The 20,945-nt window shown below is 38.5% G+C and carries 22 protein-coding genes, 5 tRNA genes and 1 pseudogene; 12 read left to right on the forward strand and 16 right to left on the reverse strand.

All coding sequences use genetic code 11. From position 1 onward, the window contains the following. Positions 1 to 431: pseudogene (locus tag F3G76_RS10820) on the forward strand (thioredoxin reductase); the annotation flags it as partial. Between the two features lie 74 nt (positions 432 to 505). On the opposite strand, the gene F3G76_RS08325 reads toward F3G76_RS10820, so the two are convergent. From F3G76_RS08325 to F3G76_RS08360, 8 genes are all read right to left on the reverse strand, one after another. Then, positions 506 to 685: a site-specific integrase gene (locus F3G76_RS08325; protein ID WP_103645020.1), complete on the reverse strand. Its 180-nt coding sequence runs from the start codon at positions 683 to 685 to the stop codon at positions 506 to 508. Between the two features lie 446 nt (positions 686 to 1,131). Then, positions 1,132 to 2,775 carry a tyrosine-type recombinase/integrase gene (locus F3G76_RS08335; protein WP_149706432.1) on the reverse strand — a complete coding sequence of 548 codons (1,644 nt, stop codon included), beginning with the start codon at positions 2,773 to 2,775 and terminating at the stop codon, positions 1,132 to 1,134. A 62-nt stretch (positions 2,776 to 2,837) separates the two neighbouring features. Further along, positions 2,838 to 4,100 (reverse strand): tyrosine-type recombinase/integrase, encoded by a 1,263-nt coding sequence (locus tag F3G76_RS08340; protein WP_103593411.1) that lies wholly within the window; start codon positions 4,098 to 4,100, stop codon positions 2,838 to 2,840. 157 nt (positions 4,101 to 4,257) lie between these two features. Next, positions 4,258 to 4,347: transfer RNA gene (locus tag F3G76_RS08345), tRNA-Ser, on the reverse strand. Between the two features lie 58 nt (positions 4,348 to 4,405). Then, complete coding sequence (locus F3G76_RS10515; protein ID WP_187422337.1) at positions 4,406 to 4,561, reverse strand: hypothetical protein; 156 nt, start codon at positions 4,559 to 4,561, stop codon at positions 4,406 to 4,408. 31 nt (positions 4,562 to 4,592) lie between these two features. After that, positions 4,593 to 4,666: transfer RNA gene (locus F3G76_RS08350), tRNA-Cys, on the reverse strand. 10 nt (positions 4,667 to 4,676) lie between these two features. Then, positions 4,677 to 4,763: transfer RNA gene (locus F3G76_RS08355), tRNA-Leu, on the reverse strand. A gap of 9 nt (positions 4,764 to 4,772) precedes the next feature. Then, positions 4,773 to 4,847: transfer RNA gene (locus tag F3G76_RS08360), tRNA-Gly, on the reverse strand. 104 nt (positions 4,848 to 4,951) lie between these two features. On the opposite strand from F3G76_RS08360, the gene F3G76_RS08365 reads away from it, so the two are divergent. From F3G76_RS08365 to F3G76_RS08395, 7 genes are all read left to right on the forward strand, one after another. Beyond that, a tRNA-Ala gene (locus tag F3G76_RS08365) sits at positions 4,952 to 5,027 on the forward strand. A gap of 103 nt (positions 5,028 to 5,130) precedes the next feature. After that, positions 5,131 to 5,871, forward strand: coding sequence for a BUD32 family EKC/KEOPS complex subunit (locus tag F3G76_RS08370; protein ID WP_149706433.1), 741 nt, complete (start codon positions 5,131 to 5,133; stop codon positions 5,869 to 5,871). A gap of 80 nt (positions 5,872 to 5,951) precedes the next feature. Continuing rightward, positions 5,952 to 7,076: a PepSY-associated TM helix domain-containing protein gene (locus F3G76_RS08375; protein ID WP_149706434.1), complete on the forward strand. Its 1,125-nt coding sequence runs from the start codon at positions 5,952 to 5,954 to the stop codon at positions 7,074 to 7,076. Between the two features lie 71 nt (positions 7,077 to 7,147). Continuing rightward, a complete protein-coding gene (locus tag F3G76_RS08380; protein ID WP_021092521.1) occupies positions 7,148 to 8,170 on the forward strand; it encodes a ribonucleotide-diphosphate reductase subunit beta in 1,023 nt (340 codons plus the stop codon). Continuing rightward, positions 8,160 to 8,648 carry a hypothetical protein gene (locus F3G76_RS08385; protein ID WP_149706608.1) on the forward strand — a complete coding sequence of 163 codons (489 nt, stop codon included), beginning with the start codon at positions 8,160 to 8,162 and terminating at the stop codon, positions 8,646 to 8,648. Before F3G76_RS08380 ends, F3G76_RS08385 begins: the two co-directional genes overlap by 11 nt. After that, a complete protein-coding gene (locus F3G76_RS08390; RefSeq protein ID WP_149706435.1) occupies positions 8,649 to 9,416 on the forward strand; it encodes a carbon-nitrogen hydrolase family protein in 768 nt (255 codons plus the stop codon). Between the two features lie 60 nt (positions 9,417 to 9,476). Beyond that, positions 9,477 to 10,109 (forward strand): protein-L-isoaspartate(D-aspartate) O-methyltransferase, encoded by a 633-nt coding sequence (locus F3G76_RS08395; RefSeq protein WP_148822408.1) that lies wholly within the window; start codon positions 9,477 to 9,479, stop codon positions 10,107 to 10,109. 17 nt (positions 10,110 to 10,126) lie between these two features. On the opposite strand, the gene F3G76_RS08400 is transcribed toward F3G76_RS08395, so the two are convergent. Then, the gene (locus F3G76_RS08400; protein WP_149706436.1) at positions 10,127 to 10,609 is read right to left on the reverse strand and encodes a hypothetical protein; all 483 of its coding nucleotides are present in this window, start codon (positions 10,607 to 10,609) and stop codon (positions 10,127 to 10,129) included. 117 nt (positions 10,610 to 10,726) lie between these two features. Further along, entirely contained in the window at positions 10,727 to 11,311 is a 585-nt protein-coding gene (locus F3G76_RS08405; RefSeq protein WP_103576014.1) for a hypothetical protein, read from the reverse strand. A gap of 169 nt (positions 11,312 to 11,480) precedes the next feature. On the opposite strand from F3G76_RS08405, the gene F3G76_RS08410 reads away from it, so the two are divergent. Then, a complete protein-coding gene (locus F3G76_RS08410) occupies positions 11,481 to 11,699 on the forward strand; it encodes a hypothetical protein (protein WP_103566739.1) in 219 nt (72 codons plus the stop codon). A 26-nt stretch (positions 11,700 to 11,725) separates the two neighbouring features. On the opposite strand, the gene F3G76_RS08415 is transcribed toward F3G76_RS08410, so the two are convergent. From F3G76_RS08415 to pyrG, 6 genes are all read right to left on the reverse strand, one after another. After that, complete coding sequence (locus F3G76_RS08415; protein WP_103566737.1) at positions 11,726 to 12,109, reverse strand: hypothetical protein; 384 nt, start codon at positions 12,107 to 12,109, stop codon at positions 11,726 to 11,728. Positions 12,110 to 12,214: 105 nt separating this feature from the next. After that, on the reverse strand, positions 12,215 to 12,799 hold the full coding sequence (locus F3G76_RS08420) for an outer membrane beta-barrel protein (RefSeq protein ID WP_223227450.1): 585 nt from the start codon (positions 12,797 to 12,799) through the stop codon (positions 12,215 to 12,217). Between the two features lie 430 nt (positions 12,800 to 13,229). After that, on the reverse strand, positions 13,230 to 13,532 hold the full coding sequence (locus tag F3G76_RS08425) for a hypothetical protein (protein WP_103566734.1): 303 nt from the start codon (positions 13,530 to 13,532) through the stop codon (positions 13,230 to 13,232). A 50-nt stretch (positions 13,533 to 13,582) separates the two neighbouring features. Beyond that, positions 13,583 to 15,157 (reverse strand): single-stranded-DNA-specific exonuclease RecJ, encoded by a 1,575-nt coding sequence (recJ, locus tag F3G76_RS08430; protein WP_149706437.1) that lies wholly within the window; start codon positions 15,155 to 15,157, stop codon positions 13,583 to 13,585. 312 nt (positions 15,158 to 15,469) lie between these two features. Continuing rightward, on the reverse strand, positions 15,470 to 16,078 hold the full coding sequence (locus F3G76_RS08435; RefSeq protein WP_149706438.1) for a TonB-dependent receptor: 609 nt from the start codon (positions 16,076 to 16,078) through the stop codon (positions 15,470 to 15,472). Positions 16,079 to 16,238: 160 nt separating this feature from the next. Continuing rightward, complete coding sequence (gene pyrG, locus F3G76_RS08440; protein ID WP_148824936.1) at positions 16,239 to 17,873, reverse strand: CTP synthase; 1,635 nt, start codon at positions 17,871 to 17,873, stop codon at positions 16,239 to 16,241. A 233-nt stretch (positions 17,874 to 18,106) separates the two neighbouring features. Here pyrG and F3G76_RS11155 point away from each other — a divergent pair, with 233 nt between their 5' ends. The 3 genes from F3G76_RS11155 to F3G76_RS08455 are packed head-to-tail and all read left to right on the forward strand — an operon-like array spanning position 18,107 to position 20,868. Next, positions 18,107 to 18,214 carry a DUF4492 domain-containing protein gene (locus F3G76_RS11155; RefSeq protein WP_258035412.1) on the forward strand — a complete coding sequence of 36 codons (108 nt, stop codon included), beginning with the start codon at positions 18,107 to 18,109 and terminating at the stop codon, positions 18,212 to 18,214. A gap of 1 nt (position 18,215) precedes the next feature. Continuing rightward, positions 18,216 to 19,751, forward strand: a complete 1,536-nt coding sequence (locus F3G76_RS08450; RefSeq protein ID WP_149706439.1) for a cytochrome ubiquinol oxidase subunit I — start codon at positions 18,216 to 18,218, stop codon at positions 19,749 to 19,751. Then, a complete protein-coding gene (locus tag F3G76_RS08455; protein ID WP_223227461.1) occupies positions 19,741 to 20,868 on the forward strand; it encodes a cytochrome d ubiquinol oxidase subunit II in 1,128 nt (375 codons plus the stop codon). The genes F3G76_RS08450 and F3G76_RS08455 overlap by 11 nt, the downstream gene beginning before the upstream one ends. Positions 20,869 to 20,945 lie beyond the last annotated feature (77 nt).

Below are 20,945 nucleotides of genomic sequence, written 5' to 3' on the forward strand. Positions count from 1 at the left end.
TTGATACTGATGGTAGGGTTATGCGGTATTTTAGAAAACTCGTTGAAGACGAAGGTAAATTATTAGACCCTAGAGACCTAGATGCAAATGAGACTACAAGGGAAGAATTTATGACAAAAATGAAAGACGTCCTAAAAGATGAAATGCTTCCTTTTGATGTAGCTGAACCAGATGATCAAGAATATAGGCAAGTGATTTTAAACAGAGATATTAATATTTTAGAAGCTAAAATAATGTCCCTAACCCCACCAGAGGGATATCCAAATGCTCCATACTACAACACACCAGAAGAGCTAACAAGACTATATGAGGCTGGTAAATTAGATAAAAAGCTAAACCCTCTAACACCAGTGATGTATAGAGATAGCTTCCCTGAAGATCTTAGAGCTAAGATATTAAGCTATGCAAAAGAGCATAATATAAAGGATTAACACTTTAATATCAAGTAATAGATTATGGTTTATAGAAAAAAGCATGTATCCATTATAAACCATACATCTAATATCTAATAGCACACCATTTCAACTTTTGCTTTTAAAACACTGGCATTTATATTTGTAGCATATGTTCCGAGTAAAATTTTATACTGCTTCTCATGTCCTACTATTTGAGCTATGATATTTGGCTCTACTTCTTGTTTGACAAGCGTATCTATAAAATAGTGCCAAAATATCGTTATACACAACTTTTTGCTGTTTCTGCAAACGACGCTAAAAAACGACCGCAAGCTATTTTATAGAAAAATTTATGTTTTATTAACTAGAAGCAAGGAAAATTTATACATTCTGACTTCTGAAAAGTTTGACGAAAATTTGCCTGCCGAGATCAAAAACGTAATAGAAACGATAAAAAAATACGCAAGCATAGCAAAAGCTGCCGAAGGGCCGAGCAAAGACAAAAAACCGCAAGCTCAAAAATAAAACTAGCCTCCATAAAACCCGTGCTAAGAGATATAAAATACGGAGCCGAGCTAGTGGTAGCCGGAAGCGAACTCTTTGTCATAATAGCGGGGCTATTTGAGTATAGCTTTAAATTTGGGCTTGCGACTACCAGTCAAACCGAAAAACCGATTTTATACCCATGTCTACATACTAAGTTTTATCAAAATTCGGCAGATTACGGTGTCTTATTTCATTTTGCAGTCATGGCGATGGGTTTATTTTTTGTTTTTCTAGATTTTCTAGGCTTTACGTGTCCGATTTGATTTTTTGGGATATTCAAATATTCAAAAATATATTCAAAGGCGTCAAGTCCTTGTATCGCTAAAATTTTCGCGTCCATGTATTCGGACTTCGCATATGTACCCTGTGTCATATCTGGTGCATAACCCAGTATAGTTTTGGTTATTTTATATTTTACTTGATCTTCGATATCATCTTTTTTTAAATTTTCCGAATGCCCGAGCAATTTCTTATCCGTACCTACATAGTCCTTAAAGCCAGCAAGAACCAGCCACTCATCGATCGCGTTAGCAAAATTTCCCCTAAGTCTATGGACGCTTACCGTATTATCTTTTATTACCTTATCTATTTCGGCATTGAGAGCTTTTGACAAAGTTCCTTTATTTGAATATATTTTTTTAATTTTTGCAATCCAGTCGTATTTGTAGAGATCTTTTAATAATTTATGCAATGGTATGTTTCTATAAAATATCTTATCGGCACCTTGCTTCGCGGTTTTTACCTTCAAAAACGGATGATTGCAATCCGTATAAAAACTATCTTTATTTAAGTTATAAAATTCCTCCGTTCTTATGCCAGTTGTTAGTAGAAATCTTAAACAGTCTAAAATTTCTTTGCGCGCATTATCATATTTGCCGCTAAATATCTTTTTGAGCTCTTCAAGGGTAAAATTTCTTTTATCCGTTACGTTTTTATTTACCCCGTAGTTACTAAGTTTTTCAAACGGATTAAAGCTCATATACCTTTTTGATACCACATAATCAAAAAATGTTCTTACTCTACCTATTATATTATTTACGGTTTTTTCACTTATTGGGTTGCCTTGTTTACCCTTTTTTGCACTTATGTATTCTTGAAACTCCTCTACATCTAGTTTTTCGATCTCATATATGTTGTTATCTTCCATATATTTGATGAATTGATTTATATCGTTTATATATCTTTTTTTGGTTTCCTCCTCATACTTTTGCTTCTTGCCTTCTCTTTTTATAAATTTATCACGCATATCCAGCAAATTTATATTTATTTTTAGTTCTTGATTTTTCGGTAAAAGCTCTTTTTGCTTTTTCGGTAATTTTTTAAGCGTTTCGCTTTCTAAGTACCCTGCAATATTGTCGGGTACAAAATGCTTATTAATAAATCTGCCGCCTTTTACTTTTTCATCCGTAAAAATGCCGTACTTTATTACTTCTTCTGGTATATTGTAAGTTTCAAGATCTATTACGCCTGTTTTTGGCTCATTTTGCATATCAAGTTCGTTAACCGAATTCATGATGCTTTTTTGAATTATCATTGCAGTATCTTTGAAAACGACTTGCATGTAATATTTGGTAGGCGTTGAGCCGTTTAATTTTTTTAAAATATCCGCTCTTTTTAGCCATTTATCTTTGTGTTTTGTATTTCTGGCATAATTCTTTACGCAATAGTCCATATCTCTCTCAAGCTGCTCCTTATCTAGGGCGTTTCCGATAAAGCCCATCTTGATATTGTCTGTTTTGTTGATAAAATCCTTTTTTATGCCAGAGTAAAACTCAAAAAGCCTACCGAAGTCTACGTTTTCTTCGTCAAGTAAATTTAAAATCTCTTTATTCATATTTCACCTCTTTTTGCCAAATTATACATAACTAGCCAAAGATATTCAATAGAATTTCATCGCTAGAGATTGGAAAATATATTTAGACCATTCATAGCTTTTAGCTTTGCTTTTAGCGAGATATCCTTGGCGTATACGTCTGTTGCTAGATCGGTAGCGTGCCCGAGTAGTACCGAGGTAACATCCGTAAAACCATTTTCTAAGGAGTAATTTTTAATAGCGGACGCAAAATTTGCCCTTAGCCTATGAAAGCTTACGTTGGAGTCCGGTAAAACGGCATGAATATGTTTGTTAAGCCTTTTTCCAAGATAATTACAATCGCTTTTGCCTTTTTTTATTTTCGTTAACCACTTCATATCGCTTAGACGATATATATTTTTATGTATCGGCAGCTCTCTAAATTTAACATCTCCGCCTTTTTGCTTGGCAGTTTGAACTTTGATAAATTTAATACCGTCTCGCTCGCTTACGCTACTTTCATCTAAGCTCCAAATTTCGCTAAGCCTAAGTCCAGTGTGCAAGGCAAACGCCATATAATCTTTAAGCTCCTTTTTATCGGTCTTAAAAATCTTAACCAGTTCGTCCATGCTAAAATTATCCTTCGGCGATTTTTGATCTTTGGAAATTTTAAACGAGCTTAAAAGCTTAAACGGGTTTTGAGATATAAGGCCTATTTTGATAGCATAGTCAAACATTCTACTTGCGTAGCACGTGTAGTTATTGATGGTCTTTTTGTTAAGCCTTTTATTATTTAAGAGATGTAATTGAAAATCCTCGCAGTCCTGGTAAGAAATTTGGGTTATCTGCTTGTGCTTAAAATAAATGTCAAGTGCTTTGGCTACCCTTTGATAGTATCCGGTATTTTTACTATTTGACTTCTTACTTTCGTTTTGAGCGTATCTGGATGCTATATCCGTAAATTTTATCGATTTTCGTGTTTTATTTGGCCTATCGTTTTCTTGACATTCTTTTCTATTGACAAACATATCGTTGTCGGCTTTGGTAATCCCATAAATACCCGATATAACTTTTTCAAATATTTCTTTATATTCGGTCGTCGATAGTCGATGCGATTTGTTTTTAATATTTTTTTGAATGTTGCGTATCTTGTATCTTAACGGTAAATCAATAAATTTTTTGGTTTGAACAGAATTACGTCTATTATCGGCTTCGTTTTTTATTTTTAAAGCGATGGCTTTGGCCTCAAACTCATTGTCCGTAAATAGACAATATTTGACGGTGATAATTTTATCATTTTTCAAGGCCTTATCGAAATAGTAGTAGCTTGGTCTATTTTTGATTCGAGTTATTAATTTAGAAGTCATTGCAAACTCCTAATCTAATAAGCAAACGATGTAACAGAAATCCAAATTCAGTGTAACAAAATAAAATCGTCCGAAATTTGAGACGAAAATATAGTGATATAGACTGCTTAAAAATGCTGAAATACAGATATCTGAAGATATATTTTAAGAGTGGTTGTGGCCGGGAGATAGGGATTCGAACCCCAGGAGGCTTTCACACCTCAACGGTTTTCAAGACCGCCGCTTTCGACCGCTCAGCCATCTCCCGATTTAAAGATTTGTGATTATAGCCAACTTTGCTTAAAATTTGCTATAACCACTAAGAATTATTCTGTTTTTTCTTTGACGTAGCTAGCGCCGTCATTGATCTTTTCTTTAGTCCATTCTTTGGCGTTGTGGCTATCTTCTTTTACGCCGTGCCAAGTGTTTGAACAACCTACCGCAAAAAATGCCACACATACGATTAAAAGCAACTTTTTCATTGTTAATCCTTTAATTTGGTTTTTTGAAGTCTGGAGGCGACACCCGGATTCGAACCGGGGATCAAAGCTTTGCAGGCTCATGCCTTACCACTTGGCCATGTCGCCACTTTTTTGGTGGTGCCCGAGACCGGACTTGAACCGGTACGGTAAAAACTACCGAGGGATTTTAAGTCCCTTGCGTCTACCATTCCGCCACTCGGGCAAAATTTAATGGAGCGGGAAACGAGATTCGAACTCGCGACCCCAACCTTGGCAAGGTTGTGCTCTACCCCTGAGCTATTCCCGCATTAAAGATTGCAATGTTACCCAAAAGTTGCTTAAAAATTTATTTTGCAAAATACAAATTTCAAAATATTGTAAGCCATAAAAAGATAAAATACCAAATCTTTTGGGGTTATAGCTCAGCTGGGAGAGCGCTTGAATGGCATTCAAGAGGTCGGCGGTTCGATCCCGCTTAACTCCACCATGACTTTCCTCTCTTTTTTTGCTAACAAATATTTTCACGTTTTTCATGAAATTTTACGTCAAATATATGTAAAAATTTAGAATTCTTTCGCTACATTTACAACATGCAAAATTTAAAACAATATGTAAATGAAATCTTAAAAAACCACCATGATGAGCGTGTATTTAGCTTTGAATTTGATGGGCAAAAATTTTGGTTAAAACGCATTGAAAAGAGCATCGAAGGCAGCTTTTTAACTAAAATTTTTAAACCAAACCCTTATAGGTCATTTGCGGCTGAGATAAAAAAGCTTGAAATTTTAAACGAGGCAAATGCCCCTGCTCCAAAACTCGTGCTAAAAAGTGATGAATTTTTCGTTATAGAAGATGTTGGTGAGCCAGTTGCTAGACTATTTAAATATAGCACCGATGAAAAATTTAAGCATGAAATTTTACTAAAAGTAGCCCGCGCATTAGCTGGACTTCACGCACTAAATTTCGCACACGGACGCCCAGCACTTAGGGATATCGCCATAAAAAATGACGATATAAAATTTATTGATTTTGAGTCAAAATTTTTTAGCGATGATCTAGAGCTTAGAAAGTGCCGTGATCTGCTAGTTTTCATCCACGAGCTCTACCGACAAAAAATTTCAAACGAGCTTGTAAAAGAGGCGATTGATGAGTACGTTAAGGCTAATGGTAGTGAAATTTACGAGCACTCTTTGCGCTTAATAGTGAAATTTAAGCCACTTTACTACCTGCTAAAGCCGTTTAAATTTTTAGATAAAAAGGATCTAAACGCAGCTATTTCAACATTTGAGCTACTTTTGCCAGCCGCAAAATCCAAAATCACATCCAGATAACTTAAAAATAATCTTCTAAATTTTATCTCTGCTTAACAAAAAATAAATTAATATTCGTTATTAAAATTAAAAGGAGATATATGCTCTTTAAGCGCAACAAAATCATTTTCAACATCCACCTAATAATCGGTCTGATCGCGACTATACCGCTACTTATCATGACACTTGCAGCGCCATTTGCCTCTTATAGAGAGGAGATCAAGTCTGCGATAAATGAAAAATATACAAATTTAGCACCTAGCGAAAAGCCAAATTTAAGCTTAAGCGAGATCCTCGCCAAAGCAAAAAGTGAGATCAAATTTGACACTCTTGAAAACGTGCAAATCGGCGGCGAAAACAAAGCTTATAGCATCAGCGTCACCAAAGACAAAAAACTCCGAAATTTCTTTGTCGATCCCCGCACCGGCGAGGTGATCAGCGAGGACTGGGGCGAGAAAACTCGCATGATAATACTAAGCCTACATAGAAATTTAGGCCTTTCTCTGCTTGATAGCAAAGTCCCAGCCAACATCGGCAAGCAAATAGTCGCCATTAGCTCCATCATCATGGCGCTTCTTGCCATCAGCGGTCTCATCCTCTACGCCCCAGCGATCAAGCGAAATTTACTAAATTCGCTAAAGATCAAAACAAACGCAAAGGGCTACGCCTGCTTTTACAACCTCCACACGAGCCTTGGCACCTACGTGGCGATCCTGCTTGTCGTGATGTCGCTAACTGGCCTTTACTGGTCTTATGGCTGGGTCAGAAACAGCGTAAATAGCGTATTTTTCGAGCTAAAACCAAGCCAAGCGCAAAGGGCAATGCCTCAGAGAAATTTAATCCCAATAAGCGATGATAAATTTAAAGAGATCGAGACTGCGGAGCAAATTTTTAAAGAAAATGTCACGCTAGATCTAAAATCACTCACGATAAACGTGCCTGAAAACAACCAAAGCACCTACACCATAAACTACGAAACTAGCGAGAGCCAAGTGGGCAAACTAAAGCTTGACGCGAGCGCTGGCAAGATCAAAGAAAACAAGCTTGTTAGCAAGGCTGAGAGCATCCCAGAGGCAAAAAAGGCTGGCCGAAAGGTGCTTAGCCTGCACACTGGAGAGATGTTTGGCGAGATCGGTCAAATCGTCTTTGCCATCTCTTGCGTGATCGCCGTTTTGCTTATCATAACTGGCTTTTTGATGACCATAAAAAGGAGCAAAGCCATATAAATAAAAGTAAATTTTTACCTTGCTTTGGGTAAGATTTTGAGAAATTTTTACTACAAACAAGAGAGAAATTTATGAATAGAAAACGCATCTATAACCCAAGTTCAAATGAAAATTTGACCGACAGAAGAGTCTTTAACGGCAACCCGCACGGCATTTTAAATTTCACCAAGGCAAAATACGAGTGGGCGTTAAAGCTTTGGGACCTCATGGAGGCAAATACCTGGTTTCCAAAAGAGGTCGACACCACAGACGACGTGCGCGACTACGCCTACAACCTCACAGAGGCCGAAAAACGCATGTATGACCTAGTTTGGAGCCAGCTCATCTCAATGGATAGCTTCCAGACAAATAACCTAGCTGACAACATCAACCCTTACATCACCGCACCAGAGATCAACGCCGTGCTAAGCCGCCAAGCCTACGAAGAGGCAAACCACAGCAAGTCTTACGCTGTCATGGTCGAGGCGATCTGCGACAACACCGACCTCATCTACGAGATGGAGAAGCACGACGACGTCTTGCGCGAGAAAAACGACTATATCTCAAGCGTTTATGAGGAGCTTGCAGGCGAAGTGACTGACGAGAAGCTACTTCTTGCGATGGTTGCGAACCAAATTTTAGAGGGCATCTACTTTTACAGTGGCTTTACAGCGATCTACGCTCTAGCTCGCGCTGGTAAGATGCTAGGCTCAGCGCAGATGATACGCTTTATCCAACGCGACGAGATCACACACCTGCTTTTGTTTCAAAACATGATAAATTCAGTCCGCAAAGAAAGACCCGACCTTTTCACTCCCGAGACTGAGGCAAAAATTTATGATATGTTTGAAAAAGCTGGAAATTTAGAGATCAAATGGGGCAAATACATCACCCAAAACCAGATAATGGGCTTTACAGATGATATCATCGAGCAGTACATCCACTATCTCATCGACCAGCGTCTAGTTGCGATCGGCCTAAAACGCAAATACAACGTCACTCATCCGATCAAATGGGTCGATGACTTTGCTAAATTTAACGACCAAAAGTCAAATTTCTTTGAAGCAAAGGTGACAAACTACAGCAAGGGAAGTATCAGCTTTGATGACTTTTAAAAATGGCATCTTAGCCCTTGCCTGCGTGCTTTTTGTGGGGTGTGCGAGCAGTAATCAATGGATAATTGATCAAGCAAATAAAAATAATCTCGAAAATTTCTACGCCTACAAGCTTGTCAAAATAAAAGAGACAAGCCAAGCGGAAGTCTATCAAGAGATGCCAAACGGCGAACTTGCACCAAGTTTTGCTCCACTAGGATCAGTGCTAGGAAATGACGTGATGCTTGGCATAAACAAGCAGTGTGGCTTTGAGGCAAAAGACCTAAAAGAGGTAAGAGTAGTTTCACATGATGAGGCTAGAGGTCTAGGCTTTGAAGTCTGGGTCTTTAACGACCCGCTCTCGCAGCGTGATGATAAGATCACAGCTATAAGCGTTATTTTAAAAGCTACACCAAACATCGGTGACACGGATATAAACTGCAAAATTCCAAAAGACTGCCACGATGAAAAACCTATAAAATTTGTATTTGAAAAATAAATGAGTGAAAATTTAAACCTAATAAGCCTAACTTTAAAGGCAAAAAATGCAACAGATCGGCTAGAAGAGCTTGCAAATTTAGTTGAGGCTGCGCCTGAAAACTCTCTCCTACTTGCAAGCGAGCTTTGCATAAGCGGCTATGATTTTGACGGCTTTTTTGCTGGGGCGAACAAGGCGATGCTTGGTGGCATGATAGGCAGCTTTGATGCGATGCTGCTTGAGCGCTTGCAAGAGGCGCTTAGCCCAGATAAATTTCTTGGTTTTACACACCTTAGCAGCCTAAACAAAAGCGCAGGGCTCGCTCAAATTTCAAATCTAAATCCGCACCAACCAAAAATTTATAACGAATTTTTACTTCTTAACTCAAACAACGTCTTTCATTCGCAGTTTAAGGCCGAGCTTTTTAGGCCAAATTTAGAGCACGAGATCTTTACTGCTGGCGAAGTGAGCGATATAAATGCTTTTGATTTTAGAGGGCTAAAGCTTGGCGTGCTGATATGCTTTGAGCTGCGTGATAGCAGGCTTTGGGCAAAGCTAAGAGGATGCGACATCATCATGGTGCCAGCCATGTGGGGCAAGGCTAGAAAAGAGGCCTACCTTAGCCTTTGCAAGGCACTTGCGATCGCAAATAACTGCTACGTCATGATCTCAAGCTCGCTTGATCTTGAGCTCGCTGGGATCTTTTTGCCAGATGGCACGCTAGAGCAAAGCGCAGTTTTTGACGCAAATTTGATCACGCAGATAAAGAAAAATTTAGGGCTTTTATAAATTTTAAGATAAGCTTTAAATCGTATAATAACGATTTAAAATTTGTTTAGGATAGAAATTTTGACCCAATTAGAAGCGATAAAATGCCAAAATTTAGCTAGCGACATAGCCGATGAGATCACGCTCAGTCCGCTTTTGTTTGACGCGATATCAACAACCGAGCGTGAAATTTTCGTGCCTATCCCTGCGCATGCTTACAAGCTTGACGCGCAGCCGATACTGGGTAATCAGTGGATCAGCTCGCCACTAACGGTGGCAAAGATGACGATGGCGCTAGAGTGCGAAAATGTGGATAACATCCTAGAAATAGGCTGTGGTAGCGGCTATCAAGCAGCGATATTAAGCAAGCTCGCACATAGAATTTTTAGCGTCGAGCGCATAGAAAAGCTAGCCATGGAGGCAAAAAAACGCTTCGAGGCGCTAAAGATCAAAAACGTACACGTAAGATATGATGACGGCAACAACGGCTGGCGAAGCTATGCGCCGTTTGATAGAATTTTACTCTCGGCTGCTGCTGATGAGATCTCGCCAAATTTATTTAGCCAGCTAAAAAATGGTGGCATCTTGGTCGCTCCGATGAAAAAAGATGGCAAGCAGTTTATCGCTAAATTTAGAAAAGATGAGAGTGGAAATTTAGAAAAAGAGTTTTTAGACGAGTGCCTTTTTGTGCCACTTCTTGATGGCAGAGAGTAGAGGCTTTACCTCTACAACTACCACCTAACCAGCCACTCACCACTAGGGTGCTGCGTAAATATAATATCATCAAATTTTGTAGTTTCTTCGCCATCTGCTGTGATAAATGTAACGCTAAAGCTAAATGCATTTTTGGCGATAAATTTCACATTTTCTATACTCAAGATATCGACGTTATCGCTACAAGTGCCACTAGCCCTTTTCAAATGGCTATCATCTCTTCTTAGCGCAGGTGCCCTTGTGCCACCTTCCATGAATTTATCATTTTTATTAGCCTTATAGCATGCCATATTTGCTAAAAATTCCTGCATCCTAGGCTTTGCGCTGTCAAATTTCGCTTGATACTCCTTTGGCACCTTAACGCCCAAAATAGCGCCTGGCACCGTCTGACCAACTAAATTTCTACTTTTTGTTAGCATTGGCTCGCTTTTTGGTTCGCAAAAGGCAAAGCTACCAAAAACGACACAAAACACAATGACAAGAAGCGATTTTGTTTTCATTTTTCTCCCTTTTAGATAAGAGCCATTCTACCTCACATCACTTAAAGGTTGCATGAGTTATAAAAATGTGAGTTTTTAGGAGAGGCAAAGCCTAAGCCTTGCCATAAATTTAGATTTTTAGAATTTATAAGTGTAGCCTGTGTAAATCCCAACACTTGTATCTCTTAGCTGAGCGCCGCTATTTTTCTTATAAAATGTCTTATCAGCTTTTAGACCAAACTCAAGCGCGTTGTGAGCGTCAAATGAGTACTGACCGCCAGCTTTTGCGCCAACTAGCAAGCCTTTGAAATTTTTCTTGCTAGTTTCGTTTTCAAAGCTTTGTCTAACACTTAGATAACCAAGACCAGCGTAACCGCCAAGCACAGCTTTAAAGTTTTCAGTGATGTTTGGAGTGTAGTCAGCGCCTGCTAAAAGCTTATGTTTGCTCCATTTTGCATCTGCTTCGCCAGCATTTTTTCTAGCTTTAAAGTCGTAGTAGTAGCCACCATACGCTCTATAGCTGTCAAAATCATAACCGCCATAAAAGCCAAGTCCGTAGTGGCCTTTGTTGAAGTTATTTTTTTCGCTTTTTGCGATATTTTTAGTTTTTATCTTTGAGTTGAACGAATAATCGCCCTCGCCGCCGACAAATGCACCTTGCGCAAGTGCAGCTGAACTAACTAAAGCTAAAACCAAGCTTGATTTTACAAGTAAATTTTTCATACTTCTCCTTTAAAAATTTTCGTGATTTTACTATTACGCGTTTAATCTATATGAAATTTAAATTTAACAAAGCCCTATTTTTCGCTCTTTTCAGCCTTTAAAATTTAAATTTATTTATATTTACTATTAAATTTTAAAATTAGAAGAAATTTTCATCAAAGGAGAGAAAATGGCACTAGATAAAGAGCTAGTAAATTTCGGTGAAGAGCATGAGCTAAATGCGATCCTTTCAAAATTTGGCAAATCACAAAGCCAAAAAAATAGAGCAATACTTGGTGAGCTTGGCAAAAAATGCAAGGAAAAACTTGCTAAAAGAGTGCTAACTCAAGACGAATTTGGTGAGTTTGTAAAAGCACACCTAAAAGAGCTTGAAGACAAAAAAGCTTAAATTTTCTGGGGGCAACCCCAGAAAATTTACTTGCAATCCTCTTTTGTCAAATTTATCACAGCAAAATTTTTGCCGTTCTCGTAGTTGTATATCCACGAAGCTTTGTCGATAAGAGGGTTTTTACTGCTACAAAAGTCCTCTTTTAGCATTTCAGTCTGCAACTTTCTAAACTCATCTATCTGTTCTTTAGTAAATTTACTAAATTTAATATCCTCGCTATCATTTATAACAAAGGTGGTTTTTAGGGTCTCATTTTCGCATGTAGCACCTGTTATTACGCTATTTTCATCGACTCTTGTGGGAGCTGGCTCATCGATCATGCTTACAACAGCTTTAATAAATGCGTTATCACAATCAACCGCAAACGTAGCCGTTAAGAGCATAAATAGAGACAATATTATTTTCTTCATTTTGTAGCCTTTTTGAAAAGTATATTAAATTTAATGGTAAAAATACTAGAGATAAATTTGCGCCCAAACTAGGACGCAAATTTCTTAAGGAGGGAATGTTTAATATTAAAATTTATAAGTGTAGCCTACGTAAAGACCGATGTTGCTCTCTCTAACTTTAACTTCTTCAATTTTTCTATAAAAAGTATAGTCAGCCTTAACGCCAGCCTCTAAAATATTGTTTTGATCAAGCAGGTACTCAGCACCGAATTTTGTGCCCAACACAAAACCAGTTGAGTGTTGTGCACTATCTGAATTATCTACTTTAAATTTTATTCTTGAAACGCCAGTGTAAGCACCTGCTACAAGCTTAACATCGCTGGTAATGCTTGGAGTATAGTCAGCACCTGCTAGAAAGCTGTGTTTATTCCACTTAATTGTATATTTTTCACCATCATCTTCTAACTCTTTTTTAGTCTGAAAATTATAAAAATAAGCACCATAAGCTCTGAAGCTGTCAAAATCATAACCAGCTTTTACACCGCTGTTAAATTGACCTTTCCTAAGTCTTGCTCCATCGTTAGCCTCAGATAACTTTACATTTGACGCAAAAGAGTATCCGCCCTCGTAACCAATAAATGCTCCCTCTGCCATAGCAAATGAGCAAACCGCACATGCAATCATGCTAGCTTTCAAAAATGAACTTTTCATTTTCAATCCTTTAAAAATATAATGTAAATGTAATTTTACGGATTTTTATTTAAAATATTATTAATTTATAATATTAAATGAGCATTGATAAATTTACTTTGTTTATAAAGTTCGTATTTTATGGATTTATAAAGATAAATTTATAAAATTTTGAATTATTAAAAAGTAACACCTAGTCGTTAAATTTCAAAAATGTTATAAAATTTCTCGCACGAGAAGCTGCGACATAGGAGGTCAGCTAAATGATTTTTAGAGATAAACTATTTCTAAAAGAGCTTAAATTTCTAGCTTTTCTGTATTTTTATCAAATAACACATTAAATTTAATAGATAAAATTTATAACTTTCAAAAAATATCTAAAAATTTGGCATCCTAAGAAGCATTTGCAAGTGTAATGCAAGAGGACAAAGAGCTAGTCGAAGTATTAAATTTACCATCCTCTTCTATGATGTATATAGTGATGCTCGTAGCTGCTTTCAGCACCACAGCCAGCCTTTAAAAGGCCACGCACTATACCGCCGCCGCCAAGCGCTTCTGGTCCTAATGATCTATCCCAGCGATCCTCGCATTCATGTTTTTTAGCCTCTTTATAAGCTACCTCGCAAAGGGCCAAGAAGATGCCAAGCGCAATCGATATTATAAATTTATGAGTAGTGCTTAGTTTGGCATTAGAAGGATCTGCCTCTTTTTTATTTTTAACTTTACTTGTTCTTTTTCTTCTTAGTTTGTCCATCTTTTTACTTTAATAAAAGAGCAAAATTTAAAGCCATTTTCATCTCAAATTTACAAAATTTCTCTTATGAGAAGTTGTGGCGTAACAAGCCCGCGGAACGAATTTTTAGATACACAAAAGATGATATCTATCATTTCGCCTACTCTAACGTGCTTTGTAAAGTTGAAAAATAGCGCCTCAAGCGTCTTATTGTCTTTTTGCAAGATAAGTTTTAAGTGGTTTTGATCCCTACCTATGAGCCTTTCGTTTTTTACGACAGCGTTTTCTATCTTAAAGACTGGGCGCGGATTTTTCTGTCCATACGGCTCATAAAATTCCAAAATTTCAAGTAGCTCAAAGTCTATCTCGCTTGGCATTATGTCGCCAAGTAGCTCATCTGAGCTTTTGCACTCTTGCATATTTAGGCATGAGCAGCTTTTATTTATCGCATCTTTAAATTTTTCCAAATTTTCAGGTGCGAGTGTCAGTCCAGCTGCACCTTTGTGGCCGCCGTAGCTTGTTAGCAGATCTTCGTGGCTTGCGATGAGTGATAAAATATCAAGCTTACCAACGCTTCTAGCACTGCCTTTTGCGCGGCCTTTATCGATGCTAAAGACGATAGCTGGCTTTGCAAAGTGCTTTGCGAGGCGGCTAGCCACGATGCCTATCACGCCCTCATGCCACTGCTCTCCCCAAGTGATGATGACCTCATCGTCCTCTTTTACGTCCTTTAGCGAACACTCAAAGAGTTGGCGCTCCTCCTCTTTTCTGGAGTTGTTAAATTCAATGATCGTATCAAGGTAGTTGTAAGCCTCTTCGATGCTCTTTGCACGCAAGAAGTTAAATGAATTCATCGCATCGTCCATGCGTCCGGCTGAATTTATAAGGGGCGCTATAAGAAAGCTGATATCATCACACTCAAATTTATCCTTGCCGTAAAACTCTTTTATGACACAAAATGCCGAGCGCTTCGAGGCATTTAGCTTACAAATACCCATGCGAACAAGCATCCTGTTCATATCTCTTAGCTCCATCATATCAGCTATTATCGCGATGGCTAAAAGCTCTAAAAACTTGCTCATATCGTAGTTTAGCTTGCAAACATCCTTTAGCGCTCCAACCAAATACCAAGCCACTTCAGCACCGCAAATTTCGATATTTGGAAAGTTGCAGTCCTCTTGTTTTGGATTGATTATGGCGTAGGCTTCTGGCAAAATGGCTGGTGGCATGTGGTGATCTGTGATGATGAGATCGATGCCTTTTTCTTTGCAAATGCTAGCTGCCTCATTGGCTGAGATGCCGTTATCGACGGTGATTATTAGACTCACCTCGCTTGCCAGCTCGTCGATGATCTCAGGGTTTAAGCCGTATCCGTCCTTAAAGCGATTTGGGATCTTTACTAGGTAGTTTTTTACACCAAGATCATCAAAAAACTCAGCTAAAATCACACTTGAAACCACGCCATCAACGTCATAATCGCCAACAATAGCGATATGTTCGTTTCTCTCGATCGCTTCTTTGATGCGATTAGCGCCTTTGTAGATATCTTTTAAGGCGCTTGGCGTTGGAATTTCACTAAGTTTTTTGTGTATATCGTTACAAAATCTACGTGCTAGTAAATTCCTAATATCCTCTTTAGTTAACATAGCTTTGGCAAGGACTTTTTGACGCCCTGCCAACTTTTACTAATGCTATTTGCTCACTTAAATTTACGCCCAAACTGCCAAAAATTTGGCAACAAAAATGCTTTTTTTTCATCGTAATCTTTCGTCTTTATTTTGAATGCTTTGATTATATCTTTTTGAAATTTAATTTCTTATAATTTTCATTGAAAGTAAGATTTTTAGGGCAAAAAACTTTTGTTAAATTGATACTCTTTATAAATTAGCCATTGTAAATTTGAAGTAAAAAATGAGGGAAATTTTAAGTAAAAATAAGGGGTCATAAGACCCCAAAAATTAAAATTTATATGTGTAGCCTAGGTAAGCGCCAATATCTGTTGATTTAAGGTTATCAAGATCTTCATCAGTGCTATACCAAGATCTATCAGCTTTTATACCAAATTCAAGTGCATTATTTTTATCAAAGCTATACTCTGCACCAAGTCTTGTGCCAACTAACCAACCAGCCTTTGTTGTATCATAAGTAGCTTTAAGTGTATTTGTATAAAGTCTTGCTTTAAAATTTACAACTGAAACACCAGTGTATAGACCAGCTATCAACTTAAAGTTATCTGTTATAGCTGGAGTATAATCACCACCTACTACAAATTTATGTGTTGTCCATTTTATACTAACATCGTGTTTTACACCATCATCTGTGTAGTTAAAGTTATCTTTTGACTCAGTGTGATAGAAATATCCACCATAAACTCTAGCTACGTCAAAGTCATAACCGCCTTTAATGCCAGTATTTGGTCTATTATCCTTAAAACTAAGACCATCATTGTCTTTTAGCTTTGAGCTAAAATCATAGCCACCCTCAACTCCGACAAATCCACCTTGTGCCAAAGCAAATGAGCTAGCAAGCGAAAGTGCCAAAACACCTTTTAAAACGCAATTTTTCATTTTTTCTCCTTTATAAATGATTGCGTAAGCATTGTATGTTTAGCAAGATTAAAAAATACTTAAATGATTTAAATTTTATCAATAATACGTTTACTTTTATTTTTAATATAAATTTGAGAGAAATTTAAAGAAAATTTGGCAAGAAAGCTTGCCAAATTTATCATTTTACGTGATTAGCCAAGCTTGCTTTTATAAATCCCAGTATCACAGGGTTTGGTCTAGTCAGGCGGCTAGTAAATTCAGGGTGACACTGCACGCCTACAAACCACGGATGGCCTTTTAGCTCGATCGCCTCTACTAGTCCGTCGCTTTCGCCACTTACTATTAGACCAGCCTTTTCAAAGGTCTCTTTGTATTTTGGATTTGCCTCGTAGCGGTGGCGGTGGCGCTCTTTTACGCTCTTTGCGTTGCCATAAATTTCAGCCAAAAGCGTCTTTGGCTTGATGTCGCAGTTATAAGCACCTAGCCTCATCGTGCCGCCAAGCGGGCTTGTGTGCGTTCTTATCTGTTTTTTGCCATGAGCGTCGATGAAGCTATCTATTAGATAGATGATAGGATTTTTACACTCTTTGTTAAACTCCATAGAATTTGCATCTTCTAAGCCCAAAACATCCCTTGCAAACTCGATTAGTGCCAGCTGCATACCAAGGCAAATTCCAAGATATGGGATCTTGTTTTCACGAGCAAATTTAATGGCTTGCATCTTGCCTAAAACGCCTCTTTCTCCAAAGCCGCCAGCTACTAAGATGCCATCCACGTCCTTTAAAAGCTCATTTACATTACTCTCTTCTATCTTTTCGCTATCTATCCAGCGTAAATTTACCCTAGCGTCCAAATTTGCTCCAGCGTGGATGATGCCCTCAGTTAGGCTCTTGTAGCTCTCTTTTAGATCGATATATTTGCCTACAAAGGCGATTGTTGTTTCGTTTGTTGGGGCGATGATCCTTTTTACTAGACTATCCCAGTTTGCCATGTCTGGTTTTAGCTCGCCAAAGCCTAAATTTTCAGCGATCGGTGTTAATATATCTTGCTTTAAAAATGAAAGTGGAATTTGATAAATACTTGCGCTGTCTAAGCTTTCTATGACGCAGTTTTTCTCCACACCACAGCTTGCTGCGATCTTATCTTTTAGCTCGCGGTTTAGTGGCATTTCAGATCTGCAGATGATGATATCTGGAGTTATGCCGATGCGTCTTAGCTCGCCTACGCTGTGCTGGGTTGGCTTTGTTTTTAGCTCGCCAGCTACTTTGATAAATGGCACGAGCGTTAGGTGGATATTTAGCGCTCTTTTTTTACCAACTTCTACTTTTAGCGCTCTTATCGCCTCTAAAAATGGTAGTCCCTCGATGTCGCCAACGGTTCCGCCGATCTCAACGATGAGTACATCTTTGCCCTCGCCTGCTTTTTTGATACGATCAACGATCTCACCAACGATGTGAGGGATCACTTGTATAGTCTTTCCAAGGTAGTCGCCACGGCGCTCTTTTTCGATCACCGAGCTATAAACTCTGCCTGTTGTGAAGTTATTATCCTGACTTAGGCTCTCATCTAAAAATCTCTCGTAGTGACCAAGATCTAGGTCTGTTTCAGCGCCATCGTCTGTGACAAAGACTTCGCCGTGTTCTAGTGGGCTCATCGTGCCTGGATCTACGTTGATATATGGGTCAGCTTTTAAAACGCTCACCTTTAAGCCAGAATTTTTAAGTAATGTCGCGATAGACGCAGCTGCGATGCCTTTTCCAAGTGAGCTTAAAACGCCACCTGTGATAAAAATATACTTCGTCTCTTTTGCCATCAAAATTTCCTTAACTTTAGTTATTTTTTAATCTGCCGATTATACCCCTTAAATATTTAGTAAGGCATTAATCGTGCAATTTTTAAAAATTATTCTTTAAGTTTTTTTGTTATAGACTTCGACATCATGATTAAAAACTGCTTAAAAAATATCGCCTCTTTATATATAGACGGCTTTAAAATATGAAAATAGGCAAGAAACTATGGCTTCTCATAGCGATAAAGCTTATCATTATGTTTGGGATATTAAAGGTCTTCATCTTTGATGAAACTCTTAATACCAAATTTCAAACCGACGAAGAAAAAAGCGAATTTGTAATTCGTAATTTAATAAAGGAATAAAATGTCTGAGATGGATTTTGTTGATTGGTCTAGGGCTCAGTTTGCGCTGACTGCCATTTACCACTTTTTGTTTGTCCCGCTTACGTTGGGGCTAAGTTTTATCATCGCCATTATGGAGACGATATATGTCAAAACTGGCGATAAGGCCTGGCTTGAGATAACGAGATTTTGGCTAAAGCTCTTTGGTATAAATTTCGCTATCGGTGTGGCTACTGGTATCATCATGGAGTTTGAGTTTGGTACAAACTGGGCGAATTATAGCTGGTTTGTAGGCGATATCTTCGGTGCTCCGCTTGCTATTGAAGGCTTGCTCGCATTTTTCATGGAGAGTACATTTTTTGCCATTATGTTTTTTGGCTGGGAAAAGGTTAGTAAGAAATTTCACCTGCTTTCAACATGGCTTGTTGCGATCGGTTCAAATTTAAGCGCACTTTGGATCTTAATCGCAAATGGCTGGATGCAATACCCAATAGGCATGAAATTTAACCCAGACACCGCTAGAATGGAGATGCAAAATTTCTTCGAAGTCGCGCTAAATCCACTTGGTATCACTAAATTTTTACACACAGTAACTAGCGGCTACACTATCTCAGCTATTTTTGTGATAGGAATTTCAGCTTGGTTTTTGATAAAAAAACGCCACATCTTACTTGCTAAAAAAAGCATCGTCGTTGCTAGCGCATTTGGCCTTATCACTTCGGCATTTTTGCTACTTAGCGGCGATGAGAGTGCATATCTTGCAGCTCAAAAGCAGCCTATGAAACTTGCAGCCATGGAGGGACTTTACAAGGGCGAGAAAAACGCTGGCCTAGTTGCCGCTGGCATTTTAAACCCAGCTAAAAAACTTGGCGATGAGAACGATGCCTTTTTGCTTGAGATAAAGGTGCCTTACGCACTTGGCATCATGGCAAACAGAGAGCTTAACTCATTTACACCAGGCATAAACGATCTACTTTACGGCAACAGCGAGCACAATCTAATAAGCGTAGAAGAGAAGATGGCAAAGGGCAAAGTAGCTATCGAAGCTCTTAAAAACTACAAAGAGGCCAAAAAAGCAAATGACGAGAGCTTAATGAAAAGCTCGCTTTCAAATTTAGAGAGCAACCTAAATTTCTTAGGATATGGCTATCTTAAGGACGCAAAAGATGCTGTGCCACCAGTTGCACTTACATTTTATAGCTTCCACATCATGGTCGCACTTGGCACTTACTTCATAGCTCTTTTTGCTATCACTCTTTATCTAAATCTCTCAAGAAAATATAAATTTGAAAATATAAGAGCATTTTTGTGGATCTGCCTCTTTACCATACCGCTTGGCTACATCGCAGCTGAGGCTGGCTGGATAGTAGCAGAGGTCGGCCGTCAGCCATGGGCGATACAAGATCTCATGACCGTTGGCGTAGGAGCTACAAATTTATCTGACTCAAATGTCAAAATTTCATTTATATTATTTGCTGTTTTATTTACGGTCTTGCTGATAGCCGAGATCAAGATCATGCTTAAGCAAATAAAGATAGGATTTAACGATCATGCATAGTTTAAGCTTAGAAAATTTACAAATTTATTGGTGGTTTATAGTTAGCCTTCTTGGCGGACTTTTGGTCTTTATGATGTTCGTTCAAGGCGGCCAGTCGCTCATCTTTAGCCTTGGCAAGGACGAGCTTAAAAAAGATATGCTCATAAATTCTATCGGTAGAAAATGGGAGCTTACATTTACAACGCTTGTTATGTTTGGCGGTGCGTGCTTTGCGGCGTTCCCGCTATTTTACGCTACTAGCTTTGGTGGCGCTTACTGGGTTTGGCTGGCTATTTTATTTTGCTTTATCATCCAAGCTGTAAGCTACGAGTACCGCAAAAAGCCTGATAACTTCTTAGGCGCTAGAACTTATGAAATTTTCCTTTTCATAAATGGCTCGCTTGGCGTTATCCTTATCGGCATGGCGGTTAGCACATTTTTTAGCGGTAGTGATTTTGTGCTAAATGAACATAACTTTGTCGAGTGGAAGACTCCATTTCGTGGTCTTGAAGCTTTATCAAATCCTTACTTGTACTTGCTTGGCATAGCGATGTTTTTCCTATCTCGCATAGGCGGCTGCTTATATCTTATGAACAACATTGCTGATGGCGAATTTATACAAAACGCTAGAAAACAGCTAATTATCAACACCGTGCTATTCTTGCCATTTTTCTTAGGATTTCTTGCGTGGATACTTACAAAAGATGGCTTTGCATACGACGCAAACGGCGTAGTTAGCCTTGTGCCTTACAAATACGCTATAAATTTGATCGAGATGCCTATCGCTGGCGCACTACTACTTGTTGGCGTGCTTTTGGTGCTTGTTGGAATTTTCCAAGGGGCATTTACAAAGAGTATTCGCGGAATTTTCGCTTATGGCATTGGCGTTACACTAGCTGTGACTGCACTATTTTTGATAACAGGACTAAATGGCACAGCATTTTATCCGTCATTTAGCGACCTTGCTAGTTCGCTAACTATCAAAAATGCAAGCTCAAGCCACTACACACTTGGCGTTATGGCATATGTTAGCTTGTTAGTGCCTTTCGTACTTGCTTATATCTTCGTCGTCTGGAGAGCGATAGATAGCAAGAAGATCACGCAAGATGAGATCAAAAACGATCATCACGCATACTAAGGATAAAAGATGTTAGAAGCAGGAATTTTTTTGGTACTTTGGCCAGTGACATTGTTTGCTAGCTATAAATTTGTACT

It is taken from the genome of Campylobacter concisus (genome assembly GCF_902460575.1).
Taxonomy (GTDB): Bacteria; Campylobacterota; Campylobacteria; order Campylobacterales; family Campylobacteraceae; genus Campylobacter_A; species Campylobacter_A concisus_AW.